Source organism: Streptomyces sp. NPDC006872 (assembly GCF_040635845.1).
Taxonomy (GTDB): Bacteria; Actinomycetota; Actinomycetes; order Streptomycetales; family Streptomycetaceae; genus Streptomyces.
In genome coordinates, this window is record NZ_JBEYIL010000027.1 from 43,000 (window position 1) to 63,079 (window position 20,080).

Consider the following 20,080-nt stretch of genomic DNA (forward strand, 5'->3'; position numbering starts at 1 on the left):
ACCGGGCGGTGCTCGCCCATCCTCGCGTACGCCGGATTCTCCCTGCGGTCGCTGTGTCGTCACTGGGCGACGGCATGGCGGAGGTCGCCGTCACCTGGCTCGCCCTGCAACTCGCCCCGGCCGGCAGGGAGAGCTGGTGGGTCGCTGCGGCGGCCGGCGCCTATGCGCTGCCCGGCGCCGCCGGAACCCTGCTGCTCGGCCGGTTCGTCCGGCATCGGGACCCGGTCCTGCTGGCTGCCAGTGATGCCGCCCTGCGTGCCGTCGCACTGACCGCCGTCGCCGGGGCCTATCTGCTGGGCGCGCTCACTCCGGCCCTCTACGTACTCGGGCTGGGGCTTTCCTCGGTTCTGCACGCCTGGGGGCAAGCCGGCATGTACGGCTGGCTGGCTGGAGAACTTTCGGAGGAGGACCGGCTGGCGGGCAACGCGACGCTGTCGGGCGTCGCCACCGTGGCGGCTCTGGGCGGGCCGCTGCTCGCTGCGGCGCTGGTGGCACGGACCGATGCCGCTCTGGTGCTGGCCGTGGACGGCGGCACGTTCGCGGTGCTGGCGATTGCACTGCTGGCCGGGCGCAGGCGGAGCCCATCACGAGCGGCTGCCACTGAACGTCCACGGCCACCGGGGCATCCGGCCGCGGCCACGTCCCTGGTCGTCCTTGGCGCGGTGGTGCTGATGTTCTTCGGTGCGGTGTATGTGATGCTGCCGCTCCTGGCGCGGCAGCAGTCGGGAAGCGGGTCTGCGTTCCTGGCTGTGCTGTACACGGCGTTCACCGTCGGCGCTCTTGCCGGCTCCGGGCTCAGCGGCTTCCTGGATGGCCTCCCGCCGCGGACACTCATCGCCGGCCTGACCGGGGCGTTCGCCCTGTCGCTCGCCGTGCTGGGGCTGCATGTCCCGGAGGTACTGACGGTGGTGTCGTTCGCGGTGTCAGGCATGCTGTGGTCGATGTACTCCACGGCCTCGATCACCTTGCTCCAGCGCACAGCAGAACCTTCGACTCTGGTCGGCGTGCTCGCGCTGAACTCGTCGGCCCGGCTGGTGGCCCTGCCGGTCGGCTACGGCCTCGGCGGCCTGCTGGTCGCTCTGGCCGGCCTCCGGCCGGCCATTCTGTGGGCGGCTCTGTCCGTGGCCTGCGCAGGCTGGGCAACGGCAGCCTGCGCCAGGCTGTCGCCGCGGACGGAACACGCTGCCGGGGGCGATGGCCCGCAGCAGCCTGCGGCGGTGTGTTCGGCTTCGCAGACGTGGCGGGGCGACTGACCGCCGCGCAGGCCGAGCGCACCGGCGTGATGGCGGAGCGGCAGCTGCGGATGCGACACGCCGAAGCCGCCCTCGCCACCTGTGGCACCTTCCTCGCGGAGCACGCGGCGATCTCCTCCGCCCGCGGTGACCAGCACCTCAAGACGCTGCCCACCCACCGGGGCATCACGGGCGTACGCGATCTGGAGAACCGCAGCCAGCGCGTCGCCGCTCTCAGCTTGTCCCGTGACTACGGCGGGGCCGGCGGCCAGCGGGTACAGGGTCGTGCCGCGTCAGGCGCTCACCAGGGCCCACGCCGCCGGGTTCTGGGGAAGACCGAGCGTCCGGCCGTTGCCGTGGATGTGCATGAGGGCACGCCGGTGGTAGATCCCTTGGTCGACGGCGTCAGCGGATCCGACGTGCTCCAGGATCGCCGAGTGCGCGTCGGTCAGGGGCAGGTTGAGGTCCGTGACCGTCGCGTCGGTGGCGATGCGCAATGCGTGCATGGGTCGTCCTCGGCAGGGCGGGTTCGGAGAAGCGCACTACGCGAGGGCGCACTGCGCAGGTCTGCGCAGTGCTCACGATGTCTGCGCAATGCATGGCTGATCAGGGGTTCTTCGGATTGCGCAGCCTGATCCACGTCGCCGGGTTCCGGCTGCGCAACGGTGCGCAGCAGCGGCCCTACTGCTGTGCGTCGGCGTGGTGGCGTATGAGGGCCTGCCGACGGCGCTCGAAGTCGGCGGCGTTGTCGGTGATGTAGTCGGTGGTGACGGGCTTGTTGTACTGGGCGGTGATGCCTCGGGCTGCGCAGTCCTGGGCAACGGCGTCCGCCTCGGGCTGATCGTTGCGCATCCGGTGTTCGGCCCAGACGTTGTAGACGCGGAAGGGCAGGAAGTACCGGCGCAGGGTGGCGGGGCTGACCGGTTTGCCGCCCCGGCCGTGCATGTCCTTCTGCGCAAGGTAGGGGGATAGTTGCTCAGCCGTCGGCTCCTCGCCGTGTTCGGACTGGTACTCCGTCCACGCCAGGTAGTAGCGATCGACCGTGGTGAGGACCGCCCGCTGCCCTGCTGCTTCCTCCGCCCCCGGCGGCGGGTCGTCAATGGCGGCGCTCACCCGCGAGGTGCGATTCCCGTTGGCCGGCTGGGCGCCCGCGCCGACTGGGGTCTGCTCAGGCTCGTCATCGTTGGGGAGGTTTTCGACGGAATCGGCTGCTTCCTCGTCGGGCGACGGTTCCGCCTCGTCGAACTCGCGCTGCCGGAAGGCGGAGACGAAGCCCGCCAGGTCTTCACCCCTGATGGGCTGGCCGTTTGCGCCGGTGATCTGGTCCCGCCCGTAGACGTACGTCGCGAGAGTGGCGGCATCGGGGTGGGCGCCATGCTCCTGCGCGTATGCGAGCCAGGCGCTGTAGAAGTAGTCACCCCAGCCGTCGTCCGCACCGTTCAGATCGTCTTGCGGATCCGTCGCGGCATCGGCTGAGGGCGTGTGACGCTCCTTGAGGAGCCTCAGCAGGGGTTCAAGTTGCTCATCAGACAGCGGCCCACCGGCCGCGGTCGCGATGCCGTACTGGTCTTGGAGCCAGAGAGCGAACTGCGCGCTCGTGGGCTCGAATCCGAAGGCAGCCATCCAGTCCCGGTAGGCGTTGGCGAGGTGTTGGGCGTTCCCCTCGTCTCCAGGCTCGTGCCTCTGCTCGGGGTGTGCGGCTCGCGTCTGCTGCATCAGTCGGGGCTGCCCGCCGCCCACGTTCACGGGTTTCTGCTCCTGGTCGACGGCAGCCTCGAGTTCCGGGCTCTGCCGTTGTGCCGGAATCGTGGTCCGCTCGACGGTGAACTGGAGCGGCGGCTCGTCGATGCCGGCTGCTGCCAGCCCGGCCGGAGCCGTCTCGGCGAGGGGAACCCCGTAGCGGGCAAGGCGGAGCGGCATCAGCGACTCCACCGGGGCCTTGCGGCGCCAGGCGCGGCCGAAGCGGGAGCGGAGGCTGGCCTGGTAGACGAGGCGCTCCTGTTCCAGCTTGATCACCTGGTCGTAGGAGCGCAGCTCCCACAGCTTCATGCGGCGCCAGAGCAGGAACGTGGGGATGGGCGAGAGGAGCCAGCGCGTGATGCGCACGCCCTCCATGTGCTTGTCGGCCGTGATGTCCGCGATCCGGCCGATCGCGTGCCGGGCCGCCTCGACGGCGACCACGAACAGGATCGGGATCACCGCGTGCATGCCCGTGCCCAGCGGGTCCGGCCAGGCCGCCGCCCCGTTGAAGGCGATGGTGGCCGCCGTCAGCAGCCACGCCGTCTGCCGCAGCAGCGGGAAGGGGATGCGGATCCAGGTCAGCAGCAGATCCAGGGCCAGCAGGACGCAGATGCCCGCGTCGATGCCGATCGGGAACACGTAGGAGAACTTCCCGAAGCCCTTCTCCAGAGCCAGTTCCCGGACCGCCGCGTACGAACCGGCGAAGCCGATCCCTGCGATGATCACAGCTCCCGTCACCACCACGCCGATGAGGACCCGATGCGCTCGGGTCAGCTGGGGTATCGCACCGTTCCCCGCAGCCACGTCCCACTCCCCTATCCGCCTCACAACTGAGCAGTTCTCACACTCCCACGATGTGCATCGGGTTGTGGCCCTTCGGGATCGGCTCAGGCCGGATCGTCTGCGGAAAGTGATCATTGAGGACAATCGCGGGCGGTGGGTAGCTGGGCCTCCCGGTTCCGTGCTGTCCTGTCCGCGGACAGCAGTGCGGCGCCTGCCCCAGGAGGAGTCAGGCGCCGCGTGCACGGTGGAGCGGTCGCCGACGATGCCATCAAGGCCGTCCGCGGCAAACCGGACTGGAACCACAAGCTGCTGCCCATCATCCGGCGCAAGCAGCGCTTCAAGGACACCATCGTGACCCAGCGCCCGCTGCGATTCCTTGACCCCCAGGGCTGCGCCGCGCGCTGGCGATGCTGCCGCAGCCCGAGGCCGCGGACGGCCGTCTGGTCCTGGCCGTCGATGTCTCCGCGTGGCTGCGGCCCGACGCGCCGGCCAGCCCGGACCGGCTGCTCTGCCACGTCCACGGACGCTCGGGACGCTCCGGCGACCAGCTCATCCCCGGCCGGCCGTACTCGTTCGTGGCCGCGCCGGAGACCGGACGGACGTCGTGGTGCCAACTGCTGGACGCGGTCCGGCTCGGCCCCGACGACGATGTCGCCGAGGTCACCGCCGCCCAGGTCCGCCGCGTTGTCACCGACCTGATCGACCAGGGGCAGTGGGAAGTGGGAGACGACGACATCCTGGTCGTCTTCCATGCCAATGCCGACCGGCTGATCACGGATCTGGGTTTGGGCACGTGCCATGTGGCGGCTGGTCCGGGATGTACACCGAGCGCTCCTGTGCGGTGAGGTTGCGGACTATGGCGCGGCAGATCTTGCTGATCGCTGTGGTGGGTGTGGCTGGGTCCACGTTCCACCGGAGCACGGTCTGATCGCTGCTGCCGGTGATCAAAGTGCGGCCGTCCGGGCTGAAGGCCAACGAGAGGACAGCGCCGGTATGCCCGGAGAGCGTGCGCCGTGTGCGGCCGGTGGGCGAATCACCCACGGCTGTGGTGTCCCACAGCCGCACGGTGTTGTCGTCGCTACCGGTGGCCAGGGTGCGGCCATCCGGACTGAACGCCAACGCGCCGACGCGGTCGGTGTGGCCGGTCAGGCTTTCGCGACTGCGGCCGGTGGCTGTGTCCCACAGCCGCACGGTGTTGTCGTCGCTACCGGTGGCCAGGGTGCGGCCATCCGGACTGAACGCTACCGAGACCACAGCGCCGGTGTGTCCGGAGAGCGTGCGTGTGCGGCCGGTGGTCGGGTCCAAGAGTCGCACGGTGCGATCTTCGCCGCCGGTTGCGAGGCTGCGGCCGTCCGGACTGAACGCTACCGAGTGCACAGCGCCGTGGTATCCGGGCAGACTTCGGAGATTGCGGCCTGTGGCCGCGTCCCAGAGCTCAACTCCGCGAGCGGCACTGCCCGTAGCCAGGGTGCGGCCGTCCGGACTGAACGCCAACGCCTCCACGCCGACGATGTACCCGGCCAGGCTCCCGTGGTGACGGCCGGTGGCCGCATTCCACAGGTTCACCCCGCCGTTGGCCGGATCTGCGGTGGCCAGGGAGCGCCCGTCCGCACTGAACGCCAGCGAGGGACTGAGATCGGCGTACCCAGGCAGGCCCGTACGGAGGCGGCCGGTGGCCGTGTCCCACAACCGCACTGCTTGCTCGCCGGTGCTCCCGGTGGCGAGGGTTCGGCCATCCGGGCTGAACGCTACCGAGAACGCCTCCTCGAGGGGGTCGGAGAAGAGGGCCCAGGGCCGGCCGACCTCCGCGTCCCACAGGCGCACGGTGCGATCCGCACCACCTGTGGCCAGAGTGCGGCCGTCCGGGTTGAAGGCCAATGAGAGAACAGGGCCGATGTGTCCGGGCAGGCTCCTTCGGAGACGGCCGGTGTCTGTCTCCCACAGCTGCACCCCGCCGTCGGAGCTGCCGGTAGCCAGGGCGCGGCCGTCGGGAGTGAACACCATCGAGGTGACAAGGGCGGTGTACTCGGCAAGGCCTTTGCGCAGGCGGCCTGCCTTTGCGTCCCACAGCTGCACCCCGCCGTCGGAGCTGCTGGTGGCCAGGATGCGGCCGTCCGGACTGAACGCCAATCTGTCGACCGAGGTGGTGTGTCCGGGCAGACTTCCGCGGAGACGGCCTGTGGTCGCGTCCCTGAGTTTGACCTCGCCGTCGAAGCCGCCGATGGCCAGGGTGCGGCCGTCGGGACCGAACGCCAACGAGCTCACGTCATTGGTCTGTTCGGCCAGGCGTGTACGGATGTGCCCGGTGGCGGTGTCCCACAGTTCCACTCTCCGGATGACACTGCTGGTGGCCAGGGTGCGGCCGTCCGGGCTGAATGCCAGGAGAGTTGAGAAACTGGTCTGCTTCAGCTGTATGCGAGTGCGGCCGGTACTGGTGTCCAGCAGTTCCACCCGCCCGTCGGACCTGCTGACCGCCATGGTGCGGCCGTCAAGGCTGAACACCGCTGGGAGGTTGATCTTGTCTCCGGGCAGGTTCTTGCGGATGCGGCCGGCACGGGTGTCCCACAGCCTCATCGTGCCATCGTTGTCGCCAGTGGCCAGAGTGCGCCCGTCCGATCTGAACGCCACCGCGACCACAGGGGCAGAGTGCCCGGTGAGCCTGTGCCGGAGGGGTACAGCGGCGGCGGCGTAGAGACTCTCCACCGCCTGGGAGGTCGGGCTGGTCCGGTAGGCCTGGATGGCCAGCAGTGAGGCGAGGTCGGAGTTGGTGCCGATGAGGGCGGTGGACTGCGCGGCGAGCTGCCGGGACAGGGCAACCTTGCGGACAGCATCGGCGACCTGGCGCTGCTGGTCGCTGGTCCGGCTCTGCTGCCAGGCAACCAGGCCGGCGGTGAAGGCGAGGACGAGCAGGGCGGACAAGGCGGCATTGAGAGTGCGCAGACGCCGGGTGGTACGCATCACGGCGTGCTCTTCCTGATCACGTGCGGTTGTTCCGGCGGTGAGGAACTGGTGCTCCAGGGCGGTCAGGTCCTCAGCAGGGCTGCCGCTGAAGTGCTCCTCTGCAGTGACGAGACGACTTCCCCGGTACAGAGCCCCCGTGTCGCGGCCCAGTTCCTCCCAGGCGCGGGCGGCCTCGGTCAGTTTGCGGTGAGCGCGCAGGCGTTCGCGGTCTTCGTCGATCCAGCCCCGCAGGCGGGGCCAGGCAGTCAGCAGTGCCTCATGAGCCAGATCGACGGTGCCGCCGTCGATGGTGAGCAGCCGTGCCTGGGCCAGAGCCTCCAACGCCTCAGCGGTCTCCTGCCGACCGCGAGACGCAAGTTCCTCCCGGTCAGCGGGCCGGCGAGTGTCGGGAGTGCCCTCGCCGGGGGCGACCAGGCGCAGCAGCAGGCGGCGTGCCGCGGCAGCCTGGGCATCGGTGAATCGGCAGTACACGTCCTCGGCGGTCTTGGCGACCGCGCCCTCCAGACCTCCGGCAGCTTCGTAGCCGGTCAGGGACATCGTCTTGCCACGGCGGCGGCGCCAGGTCTCCAGCAGCACGTGCGAAAGGAGCGGCAGCCCGCCCGGGGCGTCGGCGACCTCCTCGACCAGGCGGGCGGTGAGAGCGCGCTCCACGGTCAGTCCTTCGGCGGCGGCCGGTTTGACGATGGCTGCGCGCAGTTCCGTAGGACTCATCGGGCCGACCAGCAGATTGGTGTCGCGCAACGTGTCCGCCAGGTCGCGGTGTTCGGCGCAACGGCCGTAGAAGTCGGCGCGCACCGCGATGAGGACCCGTAACCGGCTTGCGGGCTGGCGGGCGGTCAGCAGCAGGTCGAGGAATCTGGTGCGTTCGGCCGGATCGTGGCAGAGGGTGAAGATCTCCTCGAACTGGTCGACGACTACGAGTGTGTCCGCGCCCGGACTTTCCGGTGTGGTGCTGCCGGGCTCGAGTGCGCGGGCGTGGGTGCGTGCCGGATGCCGGCCGGGGGTGAGGATGCGGATGGCGGCCGGGCGCAGGTCCGCGTCCTGGGTGTGCTGCAGGGCGGGGATCAGGCCGGCCCGCAGCAGCGAGGACTTGCCGCTGCCGGACGGGCCGAACACCGCGGCGAACCGCTGCCGGCGCATCAGGTCCAGCAGATCGGCGGTGAGTTCGTCGCGGCCGAAGAACCGGTTGCTGTCGCCCGGCTCGAACCTGGCCAGCCCCCGGTACGGCGGCTCACCGCCCTCCTCCTCTGCCGGAGCCGAGGCGGCGACCTCGTCCACCGCCTGCTTCCACCGCGCCTCCCACTCCGCCGCACCGCCCCCGCACGCCGCCACATACGCCAGGACCACAGGAAGCGTCGGCAACTGCTCGCCGGCAGCTGCCTGCGACAACGTCGTCACCGAGTACCCCGCCCGCTCGGTCAGCACGCGGTAGGTCAGCCCGCCCGCCTCGGTGCGCAGCTTGCGCAACTCGAACGCGAACCGCTGCACCGGTCCCGCCCCCGGATCCACCGGCCCTTCACGACGTCCCGCCACGTCGCCCCCCTTAGCCGCACCCCGCACCAGCCCGGACGGCCAACCTACGCACCCCTCATACCCCCGCAAAGATCGCGTCCGGCCATTGTTTGGCCGTTGGGTCAGCCCTGCCGAACAATGCGCCGGCCGCTGAACTTGATGTCGCGGGGCCCGAGAAGCTCGGTCTGACGGCGCACTGTCGGACGGTCACGGGGCTCGCGCTTCAGGGGGAGCGGGATCGGCCTCCACCGTGCAGAGATGACGGCGGAGGCCGATCCCCAGCACGCCTCGCAAAAACAGGATCGGAAACAAGCACGAAGAGCCCAGGAGTCAAGGACAGCCACTCAGCGACCGGTCCGGCCAATGGGACGGCCGCCGGGCACCTGTTCGTACCTCCGCCCCTCTCGAAAGGAACATGCGTCATGCGCACCCGCAAGATTCTCGTGGGACTCGCCCTCGGAACCACAGTCGGATTGGGCCTCATGGCGGCACCGGCCCAGGCAGCTCCGGCAGTGCCGCCCGCCACTTCCGTCAGCGCTGAGGTCCGGACGGACAGTCAGCTCGCGAGTGTTGCCTCTCCGCCGGCTCCTGCCGAGTGGGTGTACGGGGATTGGTTCTTCACCCAGGCAAGCTGCCGGTTGAACGGTTCCCCATGGGGCATCGAGTGGGTCGACTGGTACTGCGGAAGGAGTGGACCCCTTTGGAACCTGTACTTCTGGCGGTAGGAGTTCCGGCTCCGCGTCAGGAGGACGCAGCTGCTCAGTCGGGAGCTCGGTGCGAGTTTCTGATCCGGGCAGAGTGGTTGGACGCTGCATGGGTCGCCGGCTGAGGTTGGTGCTGCCGCGCTGGGAGCCGTGAGTGGTACCCAGCGCGGTGGCGACGACTCTCCGGACCGGAGGGCAGCCGACGGCAGTACGCGGCACAGGTCGGTGCGGACGAACGGGGTGAGTGCCGACAGGACCCGGTCGAGCCCGTCGTCGAATCACCGGCTCAGCGGGTCCAGGAGCCACAGCGCTTTGGCCGCCGCCAGAAGGTGAGCAACGGATCGGGCCGCTGCAGCGCAGCAACGGCGAGTGTCAGCTCGACCATGGGTGCCGGCTCGTCGGCGAAGGTCACTGTGCAGCAGACCCTCGTGCGAGCCGTACGTCGGACATGCGGAAGCGGTCAACCGGCCACAGGAGCACCAAGACGCTTCCGCGGCACACCTGCCCAGCGTCTGATGGGCAATCCGGACAACATTTCAGGAGACGTCGCATGCGCAGGACGATCGCAGCTCCGGTCACGGAAAGAAGCCGTAGGGTGCCGTACCTGCTCGCCACTTTGGGGTCAGCTACGGCGCTTGCACTGACTCCCTCCGCCGCGGGGGCGCAGACGGAAAGCGAGGTCGGGGGGTACAGCTACGGCGATTGCTACGAGGCCTACGGCTGGTACGAGTACACGGCCGATGGGCAGGCCGGCGGCTACCCGAAGTACTACACCAACGGCGACATCGAGGTCATCCAGCTCGAAGACTGCAGCTGGATCGACAAGGGGATCCTTCAGTACTCCGGTAAGAAGTGGCAGAACGGATCGTGGACGTCGATCAGTTGGAGGCAGCTGCCCGACGCCTGGCCTGGGGGAGACGGTGGAGGCCCCGGGGAGATCGACTACTTCGTCGAGTTCAAGGACGTGCGTGACATCCGCCTCCGTGTCTGCAACGTCCACGACGGCATCGTGGACGGATGTGGCTCCGTAACCTGATCCAGCGCTGTCGGGGCCTTCCAGGTATCAGATCCCGGAGGCAGGCGGGGAGACGGGCGAGGAACCGGACGGCCACCTGCCGTGGCTCCGCATGGTCCTGAACCTGCCGGGCGCGCTTGTCGCGGTGGGCGGTGGACCGGTCCTGCAGTCGGAAGCCCAGCACGCTCCCGATCGCCGCAGCGCGGGCGGAAGGGGCTGAGCTTGCTCCTCTTCTTCTGGCTCGAACGGCGTCCGCGGGGCTCCACCGGAGACGGGTGCCGCAGCCGTCTTCGGGAAGGGCAACCAGCGCTCCCGTGCCGAAAACCTGGGGAGCGAGCGCCACCGCTCTCGCCTACGCCAGTCCACCGGCCGCAGGCCGCCGGTCTGAAGGCCCGCATCGCCCAGTCGTCACCAGACCTGGCGCGTCCGTCAGAATGCAGCCCTCCCTAGCGGACCGGTCAGATGGTGCGGGGGTGGTTCGGAACATCTCCCGGCCGACTCCCCCGCCGCCAGGTCTCGAGCGCACTCCATCGCCCGGCGCCGCCTCCCGGCCTGGGCGGCCAGGGCTCAACGCAAAACGGTCCCGCTCTTGCCGCGCTGGCATGGAGCGGGACCGTAGAGCGGTCAGTCGACCTGGGCTGCGGCCTGTTCGGCGAAGGATCGTGCCAGCTGGTGAAGCCGGCCGGGATCGCGCTTCAGGCCTTTCGCGCTCAGGATCTGGAGCAGGTCGAAGAAGACGTCGTCCGAGGGAATGTTCATGTCCAGGAGCATGGCAAGGGAACCGGGCTCGTCGTACGGGACCTTGCGGCTTGCCCGCTCCTCTCGGGCGGCGCTCGCCTTCGCGGCTGGTGCGGGGGAGTCTGCCCGAGGTTCTGGAATCGCCTCCGACGTCGTGGGCGTCCCTGAGTCCTCGCCCGCCGCGGGTGATTCCGCCTCCCCGGTGATTACGTCGTAATCACCGGCAGGGTCCTCGGGCGCCTCATCGGCGCGCCCTCCGTCATCCGGGGCGCTGGTGATTACGTCGTAATCACCAGCGCCCCGGAAGACGCCCGCGCTTGCGGGCTCTGCTGCGGCTTGGGAGTCCTGGAGCTTGCGGCTGCGTGTCCCCTCTTCCTTGCGAGCACGCTCTGCCTTCAGTTCTTCCAGGGCCGCTTCTTGCTGGTCAGCGGGCTTGTTGCCGACAGCGCGCAGCAGGTCGATGGGTTCCTTTCCGATGCGGGCTTGCAGCTCGGGCGTCAGATTGAGCAGTGCGAGACGCTGGGAGACCCAGCCCTGGGAGCGGTGCAGACGCTTGGCGAGTGCCCTCTGGCTTCCGTGGATGGCCAGGAGCCGGTGCAGGGCGCGGGCTTCGTCCAGCTCTTCGAGGTCCTGTCGGTGGATGTTGGCGACGAGGGCGGATTCGAGGAGTTCTTCGGCGGTGGTGCCCTCGTCGTCGCTGACCATGACCTTGACCGTGGTCAGGCCGGCTTCGCGGGCGGCGGCGAGACGACTGCTGCCGTCGATGACGACGTGGGTGACGTCCGCTTCGAGATCGGCTTCGCGCTCCGGGTTGACCTTCACGTAGGCGTCTCGGTTCATGACCGTGATGGCCTGCTTCTGGCCGTGGGTCGTGAGGCTGCCCGCCAGGTCGGTGAGGTCACCGAGCTTGGAGCGGGGGTTGTCGGGGTTGAGGCTGATGCGGTGCGGCGAGAGCTGGGTGGGCGGGGCGATGCCCTCGGTGGGAACGCCTGTGGCGGCGGCGACGGCCTGTCGGCGCGCGCTCACGGGACGCACCGTCCCTCCGAAGCGGCCTGCGCCCAGCTGGTCGGCCTTGCTCATGCGATCTCCCTGGCCAGTGCGCGCATGCCGATCGCCTGCTGCGATTTGGGGGCGTACGACAGCAGGGGCTGCTTCATACGGACTGCTTCCTTCTGCTCCTTGAGGTCGCCGATGAGGCCGACGACCCGTGGATCCTTTATGTCGACCCACCCCTGCAGGGAAGAGGTGGCGATGTAGCCGCGGCGGGAGTCGTAGAGGTTGACGACGATGCCGAGGTAGTCGATGTCGACCTGCAGGTCGCCGCGCAGGTCGTCGATCTGTGTGGTGAGCAGCTCGTAGGCGTCGGCGGAACTGTCCTCGGCCTGCACCACGATGAGGGCGCCGGACTGGCCGGGCTTCTCTCCGTCGCGGCGGCGGCCGTAGTAGGCGGCGGCGTCCATGCTGAGGCCGAGGCTGGGCGGGCAGTCGACGAGGATGACGTCGTAGTCGCCTTCGAGTGGGGCGAGTGCGCGTTCCAGGGCGGCTTCGCGTGCGCGTACGGCGGACAGCCGCACGTCGAGGAGGAAGGCGTCGTTGCAGGCGGGCAAGAGGTGGAGGCGTCCGTCGAAGGTGGCGTCGTCGATGGAGACGATGAGGTCGCGGAGATCGCCCTTGGGGTCGCCTGCCATGTGGTTGGTGAGGCTGTCGCCGTTCATCGGCAGGGGAGCGGCACCGAGCTGGTTGCTGAGGTGGCACTGCGGGTCGAAGTCGACGAGCAGGACGCGCAGTCCGAGTCCGGGCAGGTTCTCGATGTCGAGCGGGTCGCCGGCAGGCTCGGCGTCGGGGTGGGCGTCACTCGCCCGCAGGGCCTTGGCGAGTGCCTTGGCGACCCGGACGGCGTGCAGGACGTTGGAGTCTTCGGCGAGGGCTTCGCCGAGGCCGGCGGTGATCGCCGTCTTGCCGACGCCGCCCTTCTGGTTGCAGACGATGAGGCGACGGGTGACTGCGGGCCGTTCGATGTCGGGCGCCGGGTTGGCGTCGAGCCAGAGCTGCACGGACTGAGCTAGGCCCTGGATGAGGGAGACGCCTCGGTCGGCGGCGACCTGGCGGAAGCCTTCCCACTGCCCGGGGGGCAGGAAAGTGGAGAAGGAGTCGGCGCCGGCGGTGTCGACGGTTGCGGTGGCGGAGGCCAGACCGCACCAGTCGCTGATGCCTTGTTCCACGGCGGTCTGAATCTCGATGCCGTGCTGGGCAGTTCTGATTTTGAGGTTCTGCCGGAGCCATCCCGGCAGCTTGGAGACGACCTTCTCGCGGTCGCTGGAGGTGGCTGACGAACTCATGAAGGACACCATACTAACGTCCATGATCAAAAGCATCATCGACACGTTAGGTAGACCAAGTTAATGCAAGGGTCTCGCACCTTGAGTGATTACGCCGTAATCACCTCTCGAACCACGGCACCTGACTGACGTGCAGGGCAGCCGGGACATCCGCTCGGTTCGCACGGCTGCCAGCACGCGAGAGTGACCTTGCGCCAGCTCCCGCTCGTTCGTCCGGGACCCGCTGCACATGCCCAGAATCGACCGTTGCCGACACTCGAGCAGAACGGTGGCCGGACCTCGATGTAGGCCTCCGAGTGCTGTGGCTGAATGCCTGTAGTGGTTCGCCGCCTTCGACCACCGCGGCAGGCAGAGTGATTACGCCGTAATCACTGGCGCAGATCGCGCCGCCGGGCAACGACTGATCGCAGCGCCCCACCGGTCTGCGAACCGAAGCCCACACGGCTTGCCGTCCGAGACGGCTGGTCGTCTGCGAACCGCTCAAGCCAGGCGTTGCCAGAGCCCGCTGAAACAGTTCCTCCGCGAACGCTGATTCATTCTGGGACCTCATCACGAAGCGCCGAGAGCAGGCGCAAGGCCGGGACCAACACCTGGAATGGCTGCACCGGATGTCCATCCCTGGCCGTTCTGGCAGGGTCATGATCAAGGGCCGTCGCCCCGCGGCTTCTCCCTTCTCAAGCTCCTGGAGCAGACCGGCGGAGACGATCCGCCGGGCGGCCGTGTGCAGCTCGACATCCGACCACCTGCTCCATGTTCACGCCTACGACTCGGGAGCAAAGTAGCCACGTGATCGCCGGGCAATTTCTAGGTGTTCCCGGCTGGGTAGAGCGGGGGGAGCTGATTCGTGGATGCAGTGCAGCTGGCAAGCTCACTTGAGGCTAGATGTCACTTAACTAGCAAAACAGCCAAAAGCGACCTCCAGAACGAGGCCTTCAAGGGGCCATCTCCAGAGGCTCCGAGGGATTCGACCTTGGGGCACACGAAAGGCCGTCAGAGAGCCGCACAGGCCTTCTTGCCTGGACCGCGACGACCATAGCCTCCTTCATGTGGGCGAAATCGGGCTTGTGGCGTAGCTGAGCCCAGACGCGATGCGAACGGCTCGTCACCGAAGCACGACCACCGCGCGGTACGCGTCGGCAGCGGTCTGAACCTCGGGAGAGCGGGTGCCCGGGGCGTGGCGGTGTGGGCGGTCAAGGGCGTTCTTCTTACGGGCGGCAGGTGTACCTGAAGGTGTCCGACTTCGACTTGGCGGGCCGCGAGCCGGAGAACTGAAGGGGAGTCGCGGTCAGGATTCCGTGTGACCAGCAATTTGGGAATCCGAGCGCCCCTCTGTAGAGAACCGGCTGTGGGACGACCTTGCCCAGTTCGATTTCAGGAACCTGCCGCTGGTCCGTGATGACGAGGCGGATGGTGGCTAGCCCTTCCTTCTGCGCAGACTCGCAGCAAGACGTAAGGGCTGGTGTTCCACCAACGGTGGCGGGACACCGGCCCTTACGGTGCGACGAGGGCCTGGCTCGCGGCAGAACCGGACCGGCATCTCACCTCTCTGGCGCTGGTTCTCCGTGACTGACCACCATGCCGGTGATGATTCGCCCGGGGGAACTCCCAACCGGTGGGAGATTCGTCGGTCGAACGGCTGAAGTGGCGCTATTACGACGCTTTCTGAGCTCCTGGACCCTGTTGCCATCGGTCTTGGTCAGGTGCCGAAGTACGTTCTGGAGCCTCTCTTCCGTGCCAAACTCGGCGAGCAGTTGCAGGACGCGCTCGGCAAGGGCCCTGTCTTCCTGGTTCGACATGCTGCCCTTACGTAGGAAGCGGAGTGCATGCGCCAGGTCTGCCGGCGGGCGGCCCAGAGCCATGCCGCGCAGAAAGCAGCTCCCGATAGGGGACTCCGCGTGGCGGCGCAGATGCGTCCTGAGTTCTCCGATTTCCCGGTATGCGCCAGCTGCCATAAGGAGCTGGGTGGCAGCGGTATGACTCTCCTGGCTCACGCCGTCCACCAGGTCCATGTACCGGGCGAAGCCGCCAACCGACTCGCTGCCCCGCTGTGCCAAATTGATCAAGCGCTGGCTGATGACGTTCTCGGTATGCCCGTCGCTTCGCAGCGCGTCGATCCAGTGGGCGATGTCGCCGGGCACCTCTGTCCTCATCGCTTTGGCGTACAGCTCCACCTCCGTTGCCTGCCGGGCTGGCTGATCGCTCCTGGTCGGCACGGTTTTTTCCATGGAAAAATCTGCGACCGATCGTCGCAGCTCAGAGTGCTTCTCTCTGAGGTCGTACATCATCTTGCGTGTGCGGTTGAGCACCGTGTGCACGTCTGTCGGTCCCCGGTCCTGTCCGAGAGGATCAGAGGCCCATAGCCCTTCGGCCGCGAAGTCCACCGCGAAGCCTGGGGTCTCCTCATCGGGTTCGACCCGATGCAGTTCCGCCATGAGCTCCTCGTTCAGCTCCAGGGCGGCATCGCGTTCTCGTTTCGCTTGGGCAAGCTGTGAGGCAAGCTCCTTTTGGGCATGCTCAAGCTCTTGGATCCGGGCACGGGCCTCAGCCAGCTCTGCTGCGTCTGGACCGACGACCACCCGCAGTGCCGCTCGTTCTCTCTTGCACTGCACAAGTTCCCGCTCCAGCTCTGAGCTGGCCCAGTACAGACCAGCAACAAGCTGCTGCGTGTCGTAGATGAGGGCGTCACTGCGAGTGAACGCATCCTTGAGACTTTGCCTCTCCTTGAGGAGACTCTGCGTCTCCTCCAAGAGCTCTATCTGCCGCCCTTGAGTGATGATGAGCTCTTCGTTTCTGGCAGCGAGCTGGCTCTCCAGGTCGCTGATGAGCCTGGCCGACTCAACAGATCGCGTAGTGGGGTTGCTCTGTGCCGCGTGGAGTAGCTGCAGCGCTGGTTGGAGCCGTTCCGCGACCGTGCATCCGAAGCAGATGTCCTCGATCGCTTTGATCGTGGCTTCTTCGACCTTGTGGCCCTGCAACTGCTCATAGAACCTGCTCCGTCCGGGTACTTTGGCGTCTTCCGCCATCCCGTAGTGCTCCGGAACCAGCCTGGCGTGCACCTTCTGGCCGGTCAGGCCACTCGTTTCGATCCACTCCTGAAGGATCAGCACTAGGCGAGCCATCTCCTCGGACTCTGCCGTCGGCACCTTGGGGCGGCCGCGGCGAGTGGGCTTCCCTCGAGGGTGATCGTCCACCGTGTTCCCCCTGTATTCCATGGACGTCCAGGGAGAACATCTAACTGTTCAGAAGCGGCCCGCGCGGGTGCCAGAGTCACTTCATACCCGGATTGGGGATCCCATCCGGACTGATCGACGCCGTGGGAGTCGCCATGAGTGCAACCGTAGAAGACCCCGAGTCCCCTGAGGAGTTGGGTGGCGGACCCGAACTTCCGGAGAAGTCTGGGGTCAGCATCGGACGGGAAGGACTGGTCGTCAAAGCCGGCAAGCACCTTCACGTTCACGTGTCGCTCGCTCTGATGGGCTGGGGCGCTGCCCTCGGCACGGGCGCTGGCGCAGGCCGACTGCTCGGACTGTTTGCCTAAGGCCGGCAGGTTGTTGTCCGCGGACAACAAGTCATCCGTCCAGGCTGCACGGCACGTTGCCAAGCCGCCCGCTCAGCGGCAGCCGACGCGGGAAGACATCGAGCCGCCCAGCACCGGCGGAGTCGGCAGCGCGACGAGGTCCGCTGAAGCCGTGCCGGACGGACACGGACAGCCGCGTCGACTGCCGTACGAAGACGCCTTCTCCGTGGTCACCCAGCCGCACCTGAAGATGGAGCCGACGGCCTTCGCTACAGGCGCTCGTGCATGGCTGAGCATCCTGCGTGACCGGCATCCCGACGAATACAAAGCGCTGCTCCAAGAGCTGCCCGACAGGAGCAGTCAGCCTGACCCCAGCGGTCTCGAACGTAAAAAGGCCCGTGGCCTCCTGCGATTCTCTTCGCAGGAGGCCACGGGCCTTTGGCGTGCTCGGGCGGTGAGGTCAGGGTGCCCAGTCGGCGACTGCCGTCTCGTCAGGCTCAGGGGCCGCCGGGGGTGGCGGTGTTGGTCGCCACCGATGGTCAGGTGGGGGTGTGGGCGGCGGAGGCGAGGAAGACGACCAGGGCGCGGGGATGGTCGGTGGCGTCGAGCGTCCACAGCCGGATGGGCGTCTGGTCGACGGTCGTGTCGATGAAGGTCATCCGCCACCACAGCCAGTCCGACACGCTGTCCTGCTGGGGCCCGGCGGTGCCGTAGGCGCTCTCGCCGGTCGTGCGAGCGGTGACGTTCAGTGCCTTGGCCCAGTCCCGCAGGGCGGCCCTGTCTTGGACCCGTATCAGGGCGGTCGGCCCGAGGCCGTTCGCGTCGGCGATGTCCACCGACTCTGCGGAGAGGCCGGGGTGCGCGGCGAGCAGAGCAGCTGCGGCGTCGAAGGCCGGGGTGGGAGGGCTGGGAACGGCGATGCCCATGGATTCCTCTCGGGTGCTGTGCGTCAGGGCGGCCACCGGATGCGGTGGCCGCCGGATGGTCAGGTCAGCTCTCTCGCGGCAGTTCTGGCGAGGCCGCGCATTGGCGCCCGCTGACGGTCGATCCATCGGTGCGGAGGCCCCTCAGCGGGCGGGTGCCGCTCCGTCTGCGGGGTGGGTGTAGCGGATGGGCTTGCCGAGGCTGCGGGCGTATTCGATCTCTTTGCGGGTGCTGTCGCCGATGTAACCGCCGGGGTTGACGATGAGGACCTCGTCGGCGAGGTCGATCTTTTGACGGTGCAGGGCGTCCAGCATCAGCTTGAGCCGGTCGGCCCGCGCGGGGTCGGCCCACAGCGGGTGGGCCTTCCTCAGATTGCAGCCGGGTGCGAGGACGATCCGGCCGGCCGCCGTCTCGTAGACGTTGGCTTCGGCGAGCTCCTCCCAGTACCTGGTCGACCCGCACAGCACGACGATCGACGGTCGGGAGGATGAGTTGTAGGCGGTCTCGTGCACGAGAGGGTCCCTTCGTGGGCAGGTGGCAGGGGAATCGGGGCGCGGCCGGAGCCTAGGTTCGGCGGGCCGCCCCGGCAGGGACGTGCGGATTGGGTCAGCTGGTGAGGCGGGTCGGCTCGCTCACGGCGCTGTCGGGCGGTTGCCGGCCGACCGCGGCGTGGGTGAGGGGCCGGTAGGCGTCGTCCCAGGGTCCGAGGATCAACGTGCGGGGGCAGGGCATCGGCCGGGTGAGGACCTCGCCGGTGTCGGGGTGGATGAGCGCCAGTTCGACGACGTCGGCACTCAGGTCCTGGCCGGGTTCGGGGCGGGCGCGTTCGACTCCGTCGGGGACTTGGACGGCGAGGTCTTCTCCCTCGGTGAAGGAGGCCGGGTCCCTGCGGGCGCTGAGCATCCGTTTGAAGGCGTCTACCACCGCCCGGTTGCCGGGGTGCAGCTCGCCGGGCCCGTGATCGCAGCGCTTCTGCGGCTGCTGTCCCTGCTTCTGGCTCTTCAGGACGCGGGGCAGATGGGCGTGGAGGTGCCGGGCGGTGACCGGGACGCCGTGCTCCAGGAGGCGCACGGCCAGCAGTTCGACCAGTGCGCATGCCCTGTGCTTGCCGCCGGTTCTCTCGCTCATTGCGAGTTGTTGCTTCCATTGAGCGGTGTGCATCGTGAAGTCGCAGGTCACGGGTCTGGTGTGAAGGGCGAGACAGCCGGCTGGGGCGGCCCGTCGTCAGCCCCGGGTGGCCCGGTTGGCGCCGTAAGCACGGCTGACGGTCGGGCATGACCCAGATACGCCAGAAACCCGCCACCGGGTGATCTTGGGGTCCTGTGGGTGGCGTGCTCCTTGACGAGGCGGGTCCAGCCAGCCCCGCAGGACTTGCCGCATGCAGTTGTAACAACTATCGTTACGACTAGAACGGAGAGACAAGGGAGGTGGAGTCCGACATGAGTGCGAACAGCAGGCTGACCATCGCGGCGCACGCCCTGACATGGATCGGGTTGTATCAGCGGCGTGGCCACGAGGTCGCCACCTCCGAGCAGATCGCGACGAGCGTCAACACCAACCCCGTGGTGATCCGCCGCCTGCTGGGTGAGCTGCGCAAGGCCGGCCTGGCCGATTCACGGCGAGGTGCGGGGGCGGGCTGGATGCTCGCGCGGGACCTGGCGGCGATCACTCTGCTCGACGTCTATCAGGCGATCGAACCGGGGCCGGTCTTCGCCCTGCATCGCGCGACACCGGACCCCGAGTGCATCGTGGGGCACGGCATCGGGCCGGCGATGACCGCCGTGTACGACGATGTGGAAGCCGCCCTGTGCAGGGAGCTGGCCAAGACCACGCTGGAGGACGTGCTGCGGGACGTCTTGAAAGCCGCCTGACCTCGGACCGTCGACTTCCCCCGATCGAGGGGAGTCGCATTCCACGCCCACTGATGTAACAAAAATGGTTACGCCGACGAAGAGATAGAAGACAAGGACAAGGACAAGGACGATGACAACAGACACTCAGACGTCGCGGACCGTGGCCGAGAAGTTCCTGGAGCGCCTCGGCCGGCAGGACCCCGACGGCATCCAGGACCTGTTCTCCGAGGAGATCGACTGGCACGTCCCCGGCAGTGACGCGCTGCCCTGGACCGGGCGCCGTACCCGCCGGGAGGAGGTCGCGCCGTACTTCACCACGATGTGGCCGCACTTCGCGCACGGCCAGAGCAAGGTCGTGCTGGAGCGCTTCATCGTCGACGGTGGTGACGTGGTGCTGCTGGCGGTCTTCACACACACCGCCGCGGCCGGCGGCAAGGAGTTCACCACACCGGTCGCCATGCACCTGGCGGTCGAGGGTGGCCACATCGTCCGCATGCACCTGTACGAGGACACGCTGACCGTCGCCGAGGCGTTCAACGCCAGCTGAGCGGAGGGCACTCAGGGACCCCCGCGGCCCGGGGCAGCCGGACATGTACGCAGAGGGCCAGCCGAGACACGGCCGAAGCTGTCGGCGGATCTCTCTCCCCGGTCGCGTACAGGCGTCCCCAGTCGTCAGACCAGGTGGTGCCATGCCGCGCACTCCTCGGCGGGCCGACGCGACTCCTCAAACGAATCAGGTCGAAACGGTGCTCCATGGAAACC

The 20,080-nt window shown here is 68.2% G+C and carries 13 protein-coding genes and 1 pseudogene; 5 read left to right on the forward strand and 9 right to left on the reverse strand.

The features are described from left to right. Positions 1 to 53: 53 nt before the first annotated feature. Positions 54 to 1,253, forward strand: a complete 1,200-nt coding sequence (locus ABZ725_RS47270) for an MFS transporter (RefSeq protein ID WP_358808564.1) — start codon at positions 54 to 56, stop codon at positions 1,251 to 1,253. A 272-nt stretch (positions 1,254 to 1,525) separates the two neighbouring features. Here the strand turns inward: ABZ725_RS47270 and ABZ725_RS47275 are convergent, their stop codons facing one another. Then, positions 1,526 to 1,738, reverse strand: coding sequence for a hypothetical protein (locus tag ABZ725_RS47275; RefSeq protein WP_358808565.1), 213 nt, complete (start codon positions 1,736 to 1,738; stop codon positions 1,526 to 1,528). A 175-nt stretch (positions 1,739 to 1,913) separates the two neighbouring features. Continuing rightward, on the reverse strand, positions 1,914 to 3,776 hold the full coding sequence (locus ABZ725_RS47280; RefSeq protein ID WP_358808566.1) for a DUF2637 domain-containing protein: 1,863 nt from the start codon (positions 3,774 to 3,776) through the stop codon (positions 1,914 to 1,916). Between the two features lie 365 nt (positions 3,777 to 4,141). Here ABZ725_RS47280 and ABZ725_RS47285 point away from each other — a divergent pair. Further along, a pseudogene (locus ABZ725_RS47285) lies at positions 4,142 to 4,504 on the forward strand (transposase); the annotation flags it as partial. 22 nt (positions 4,505 to 4,526) lie between these two features. On the opposite strand, the gene ABZ725_RS47290 reads toward ABZ725_RS47285, so the two are convergent. Then, on the reverse strand, positions 4,527 to 8,249 hold the full coding sequence (locus tag ABZ725_RS47290) for a hypothetical protein (protein WP_358808567.1): 3,723 nt from the start codon (positions 8,247 to 8,249) through the stop codon (positions 4,527 to 4,529). Positions 8,250 to 9,482: 1,233 nt separating this feature from the next. Between ABZ725_RS47290 and ABZ725_RS47295 the strand changes: the two genes are divergently transcribed. Continuing rightward, positions 9,483 to 9,968, forward strand: coding sequence for a hypothetical protein (locus tag ABZ725_RS47295; protein WP_358808568.1), 486 nt, complete (start codon positions 9,483 to 9,485; stop codon positions 9,966 to 9,968). 603 nt (positions 9,969 to 10,571) lie between these two features. Here the strand turns inward: ABZ725_RS47295 and ABZ725_RS47300 are convergent. From ABZ725_RS47300 to ABZ725_RS47325, 6 genes are all read right to left on the reverse strand, one after another. Further along, positions 10,572 to 11,765: a ParB/RepB/Spo0J family partition protein gene (locus tag ABZ725_RS47300; RefSeq protein ID WP_358808569.1), complete on the reverse strand. Its 1,194-nt coding sequence runs from the start codon at positions 11,763 to 11,765 to the stop codon at positions 10,572 to 10,574. Further along, positions 11,762 to 13,024 (reverse strand): ParA family protein, encoded by a 1,263-nt coding sequence (locus tag ABZ725_RS47305; protein ID WP_358808570.1) that lies wholly within the window; start codon positions 13,022 to 13,024, stop codon positions 11,762 to 11,764. The genes ABZ725_RS47300 and ABZ725_RS47305 overlap by 4 nt, the downstream gene beginning before the upstream one ends. Before the next feature lie 1,538 nt (positions 13,025 to 14,562). Continuing rightward, complete coding sequence (locus ABZ725_RS47310; RefSeq protein WP_351914068.1) at positions 14,563 to 16,131, reverse strand: hypothetical protein; 1,569 nt, start codon at positions 16,129 to 16,131, stop codon at positions 14,563 to 14,565. 949 nt (positions 16,132 to 17,080) lie between these two features. Next, positions 17,081 to 17,467, reverse strand: coding sequence for a hypothetical protein (locus tag ABZ725_RS47315; RefSeq protein ID WP_358808571.1), 387 nt, complete (start codon positions 17,465 to 17,467; stop codon positions 17,081 to 17,083). Between the two features lie 141 nt (positions 17,468 to 17,608). Further along, positions 17,609 to 17,977 carry a hypothetical protein gene (locus tag ABZ725_RS47320; RefSeq protein ID WP_358808572.1) on the reverse strand — a complete coding sequence of 123 codons (369 nt, stop codon included), beginning with the start codon at positions 17,975 to 17,977 and terminating at the stop codon, positions 17,609 to 17,611. 94 nt (positions 17,978 to 18,071) lie between these two features. After that, the gene (locus tag ABZ725_RS47325; protein ID WP_358808573.1) at positions 18,072 to 18,593 is read right to left on the reverse strand and encodes a hypothetical protein; all 522 of its coding nucleotides are present in this window, start codon (positions 18,591 to 18,593) and stop codon (positions 18,072 to 18,074) included. A gap of 311 nt (positions 18,594 to 18,904) precedes the next feature. On the opposite strand from ABZ725_RS47325, the gene ABZ725_RS47330 reads away from it, so the two are divergent. Both ABZ725_RS47330 and ABZ725_RS47335 read left to right on the forward strand, forming a co-directional pair. Beyond that, the gene (locus tag ABZ725_RS47330) at positions 18,905 to 19,336 is read left to right on the forward strand and encodes an Rrf2 family transcriptional regulator (protein ID WP_358808574.1); all 432 of its coding nucleotides are present in this window, start codon (positions 18,905 to 18,907) and stop codon (positions 19,334 to 19,336) included. A 112-nt stretch (positions 19,337 to 19,448) separates the two neighbouring features. Next, positions 19,449 to 19,865, forward strand: a complete 417-nt coding sequence (locus tag ABZ725_RS47335; protein ID WP_351914076.1) for a nuclear transport factor 2 family protein — start codon at positions 19,449 to 19,451, stop codon at positions 19,863 to 19,865. The last annotated feature ends 215 nt before the right edge of the window (positions 19,866 to 20,080 follow it).

What these genes read in the sequence shown, in the direction of transcription:
- ABZ725_RS47275 (WP_358808565.1), bottom strand. Translation starts at nt 1,738, where the DNA reads ATGCACGCATTGCGCATCGCCACCGACGCGACGGTCACGGACCTCAAC.
- ABZ725_RS47295 (WP_358808568.1), top strand. Translation starts at nt 9,483, where the DNA reads ATGCGCAGGACGATCGCAGCTCCGGTCACGGAAAGAAGCCGTAGGGTG.
- ABZ725_RS47300 (WP_358808569.1), bottom strand. Translation starts at nt 11,765, where the DNA reads ATGAGCAAGGCCGACCAGCTGGGCGCAGGCCGCTTCGGAGGGACGGTG.
- ABZ725_RS47305 (WP_358808570.1), bottom strand. Translation starts at nt 13,024, where the DNA reads ATGAGTTCGTCAGCCACCTCCAGCGACCGCGAGAAGGTCGTCTCCAAG.
- ABZ725_RS47315 (WP_358808571.1), bottom strand. Translation starts at nt 17,467, where the DNA reads ATGGGCATCGCCGTTCCCAGCCCTCCCACCCCGGCCTTCGACGCCGCA.
- ABZ725_RS47325 (WP_358808573.1), bottom strand. Translation starts at nt 18,593, where the DNA reads ATGAGCGAGAGAACCGGCGGCAAGCACAGGGCATGCGCACTGGTCGAA.
- ABZ725_RS47330 (WP_358808574.1), top strand. Translation starts at nt 18,905, where the DNA reads ATGAGTGCGAACAGCAGGCTGACCATCGCGGCGCACGCCCTGACATGG.
- ABZ725_RS47335 (WP_351914076.1), top strand. Translation starts at nt 19,449, where the DNA reads ATGACAACAGACACTCAGACGTCGCGGACCGTGGCCGAGAAGTTCCTG.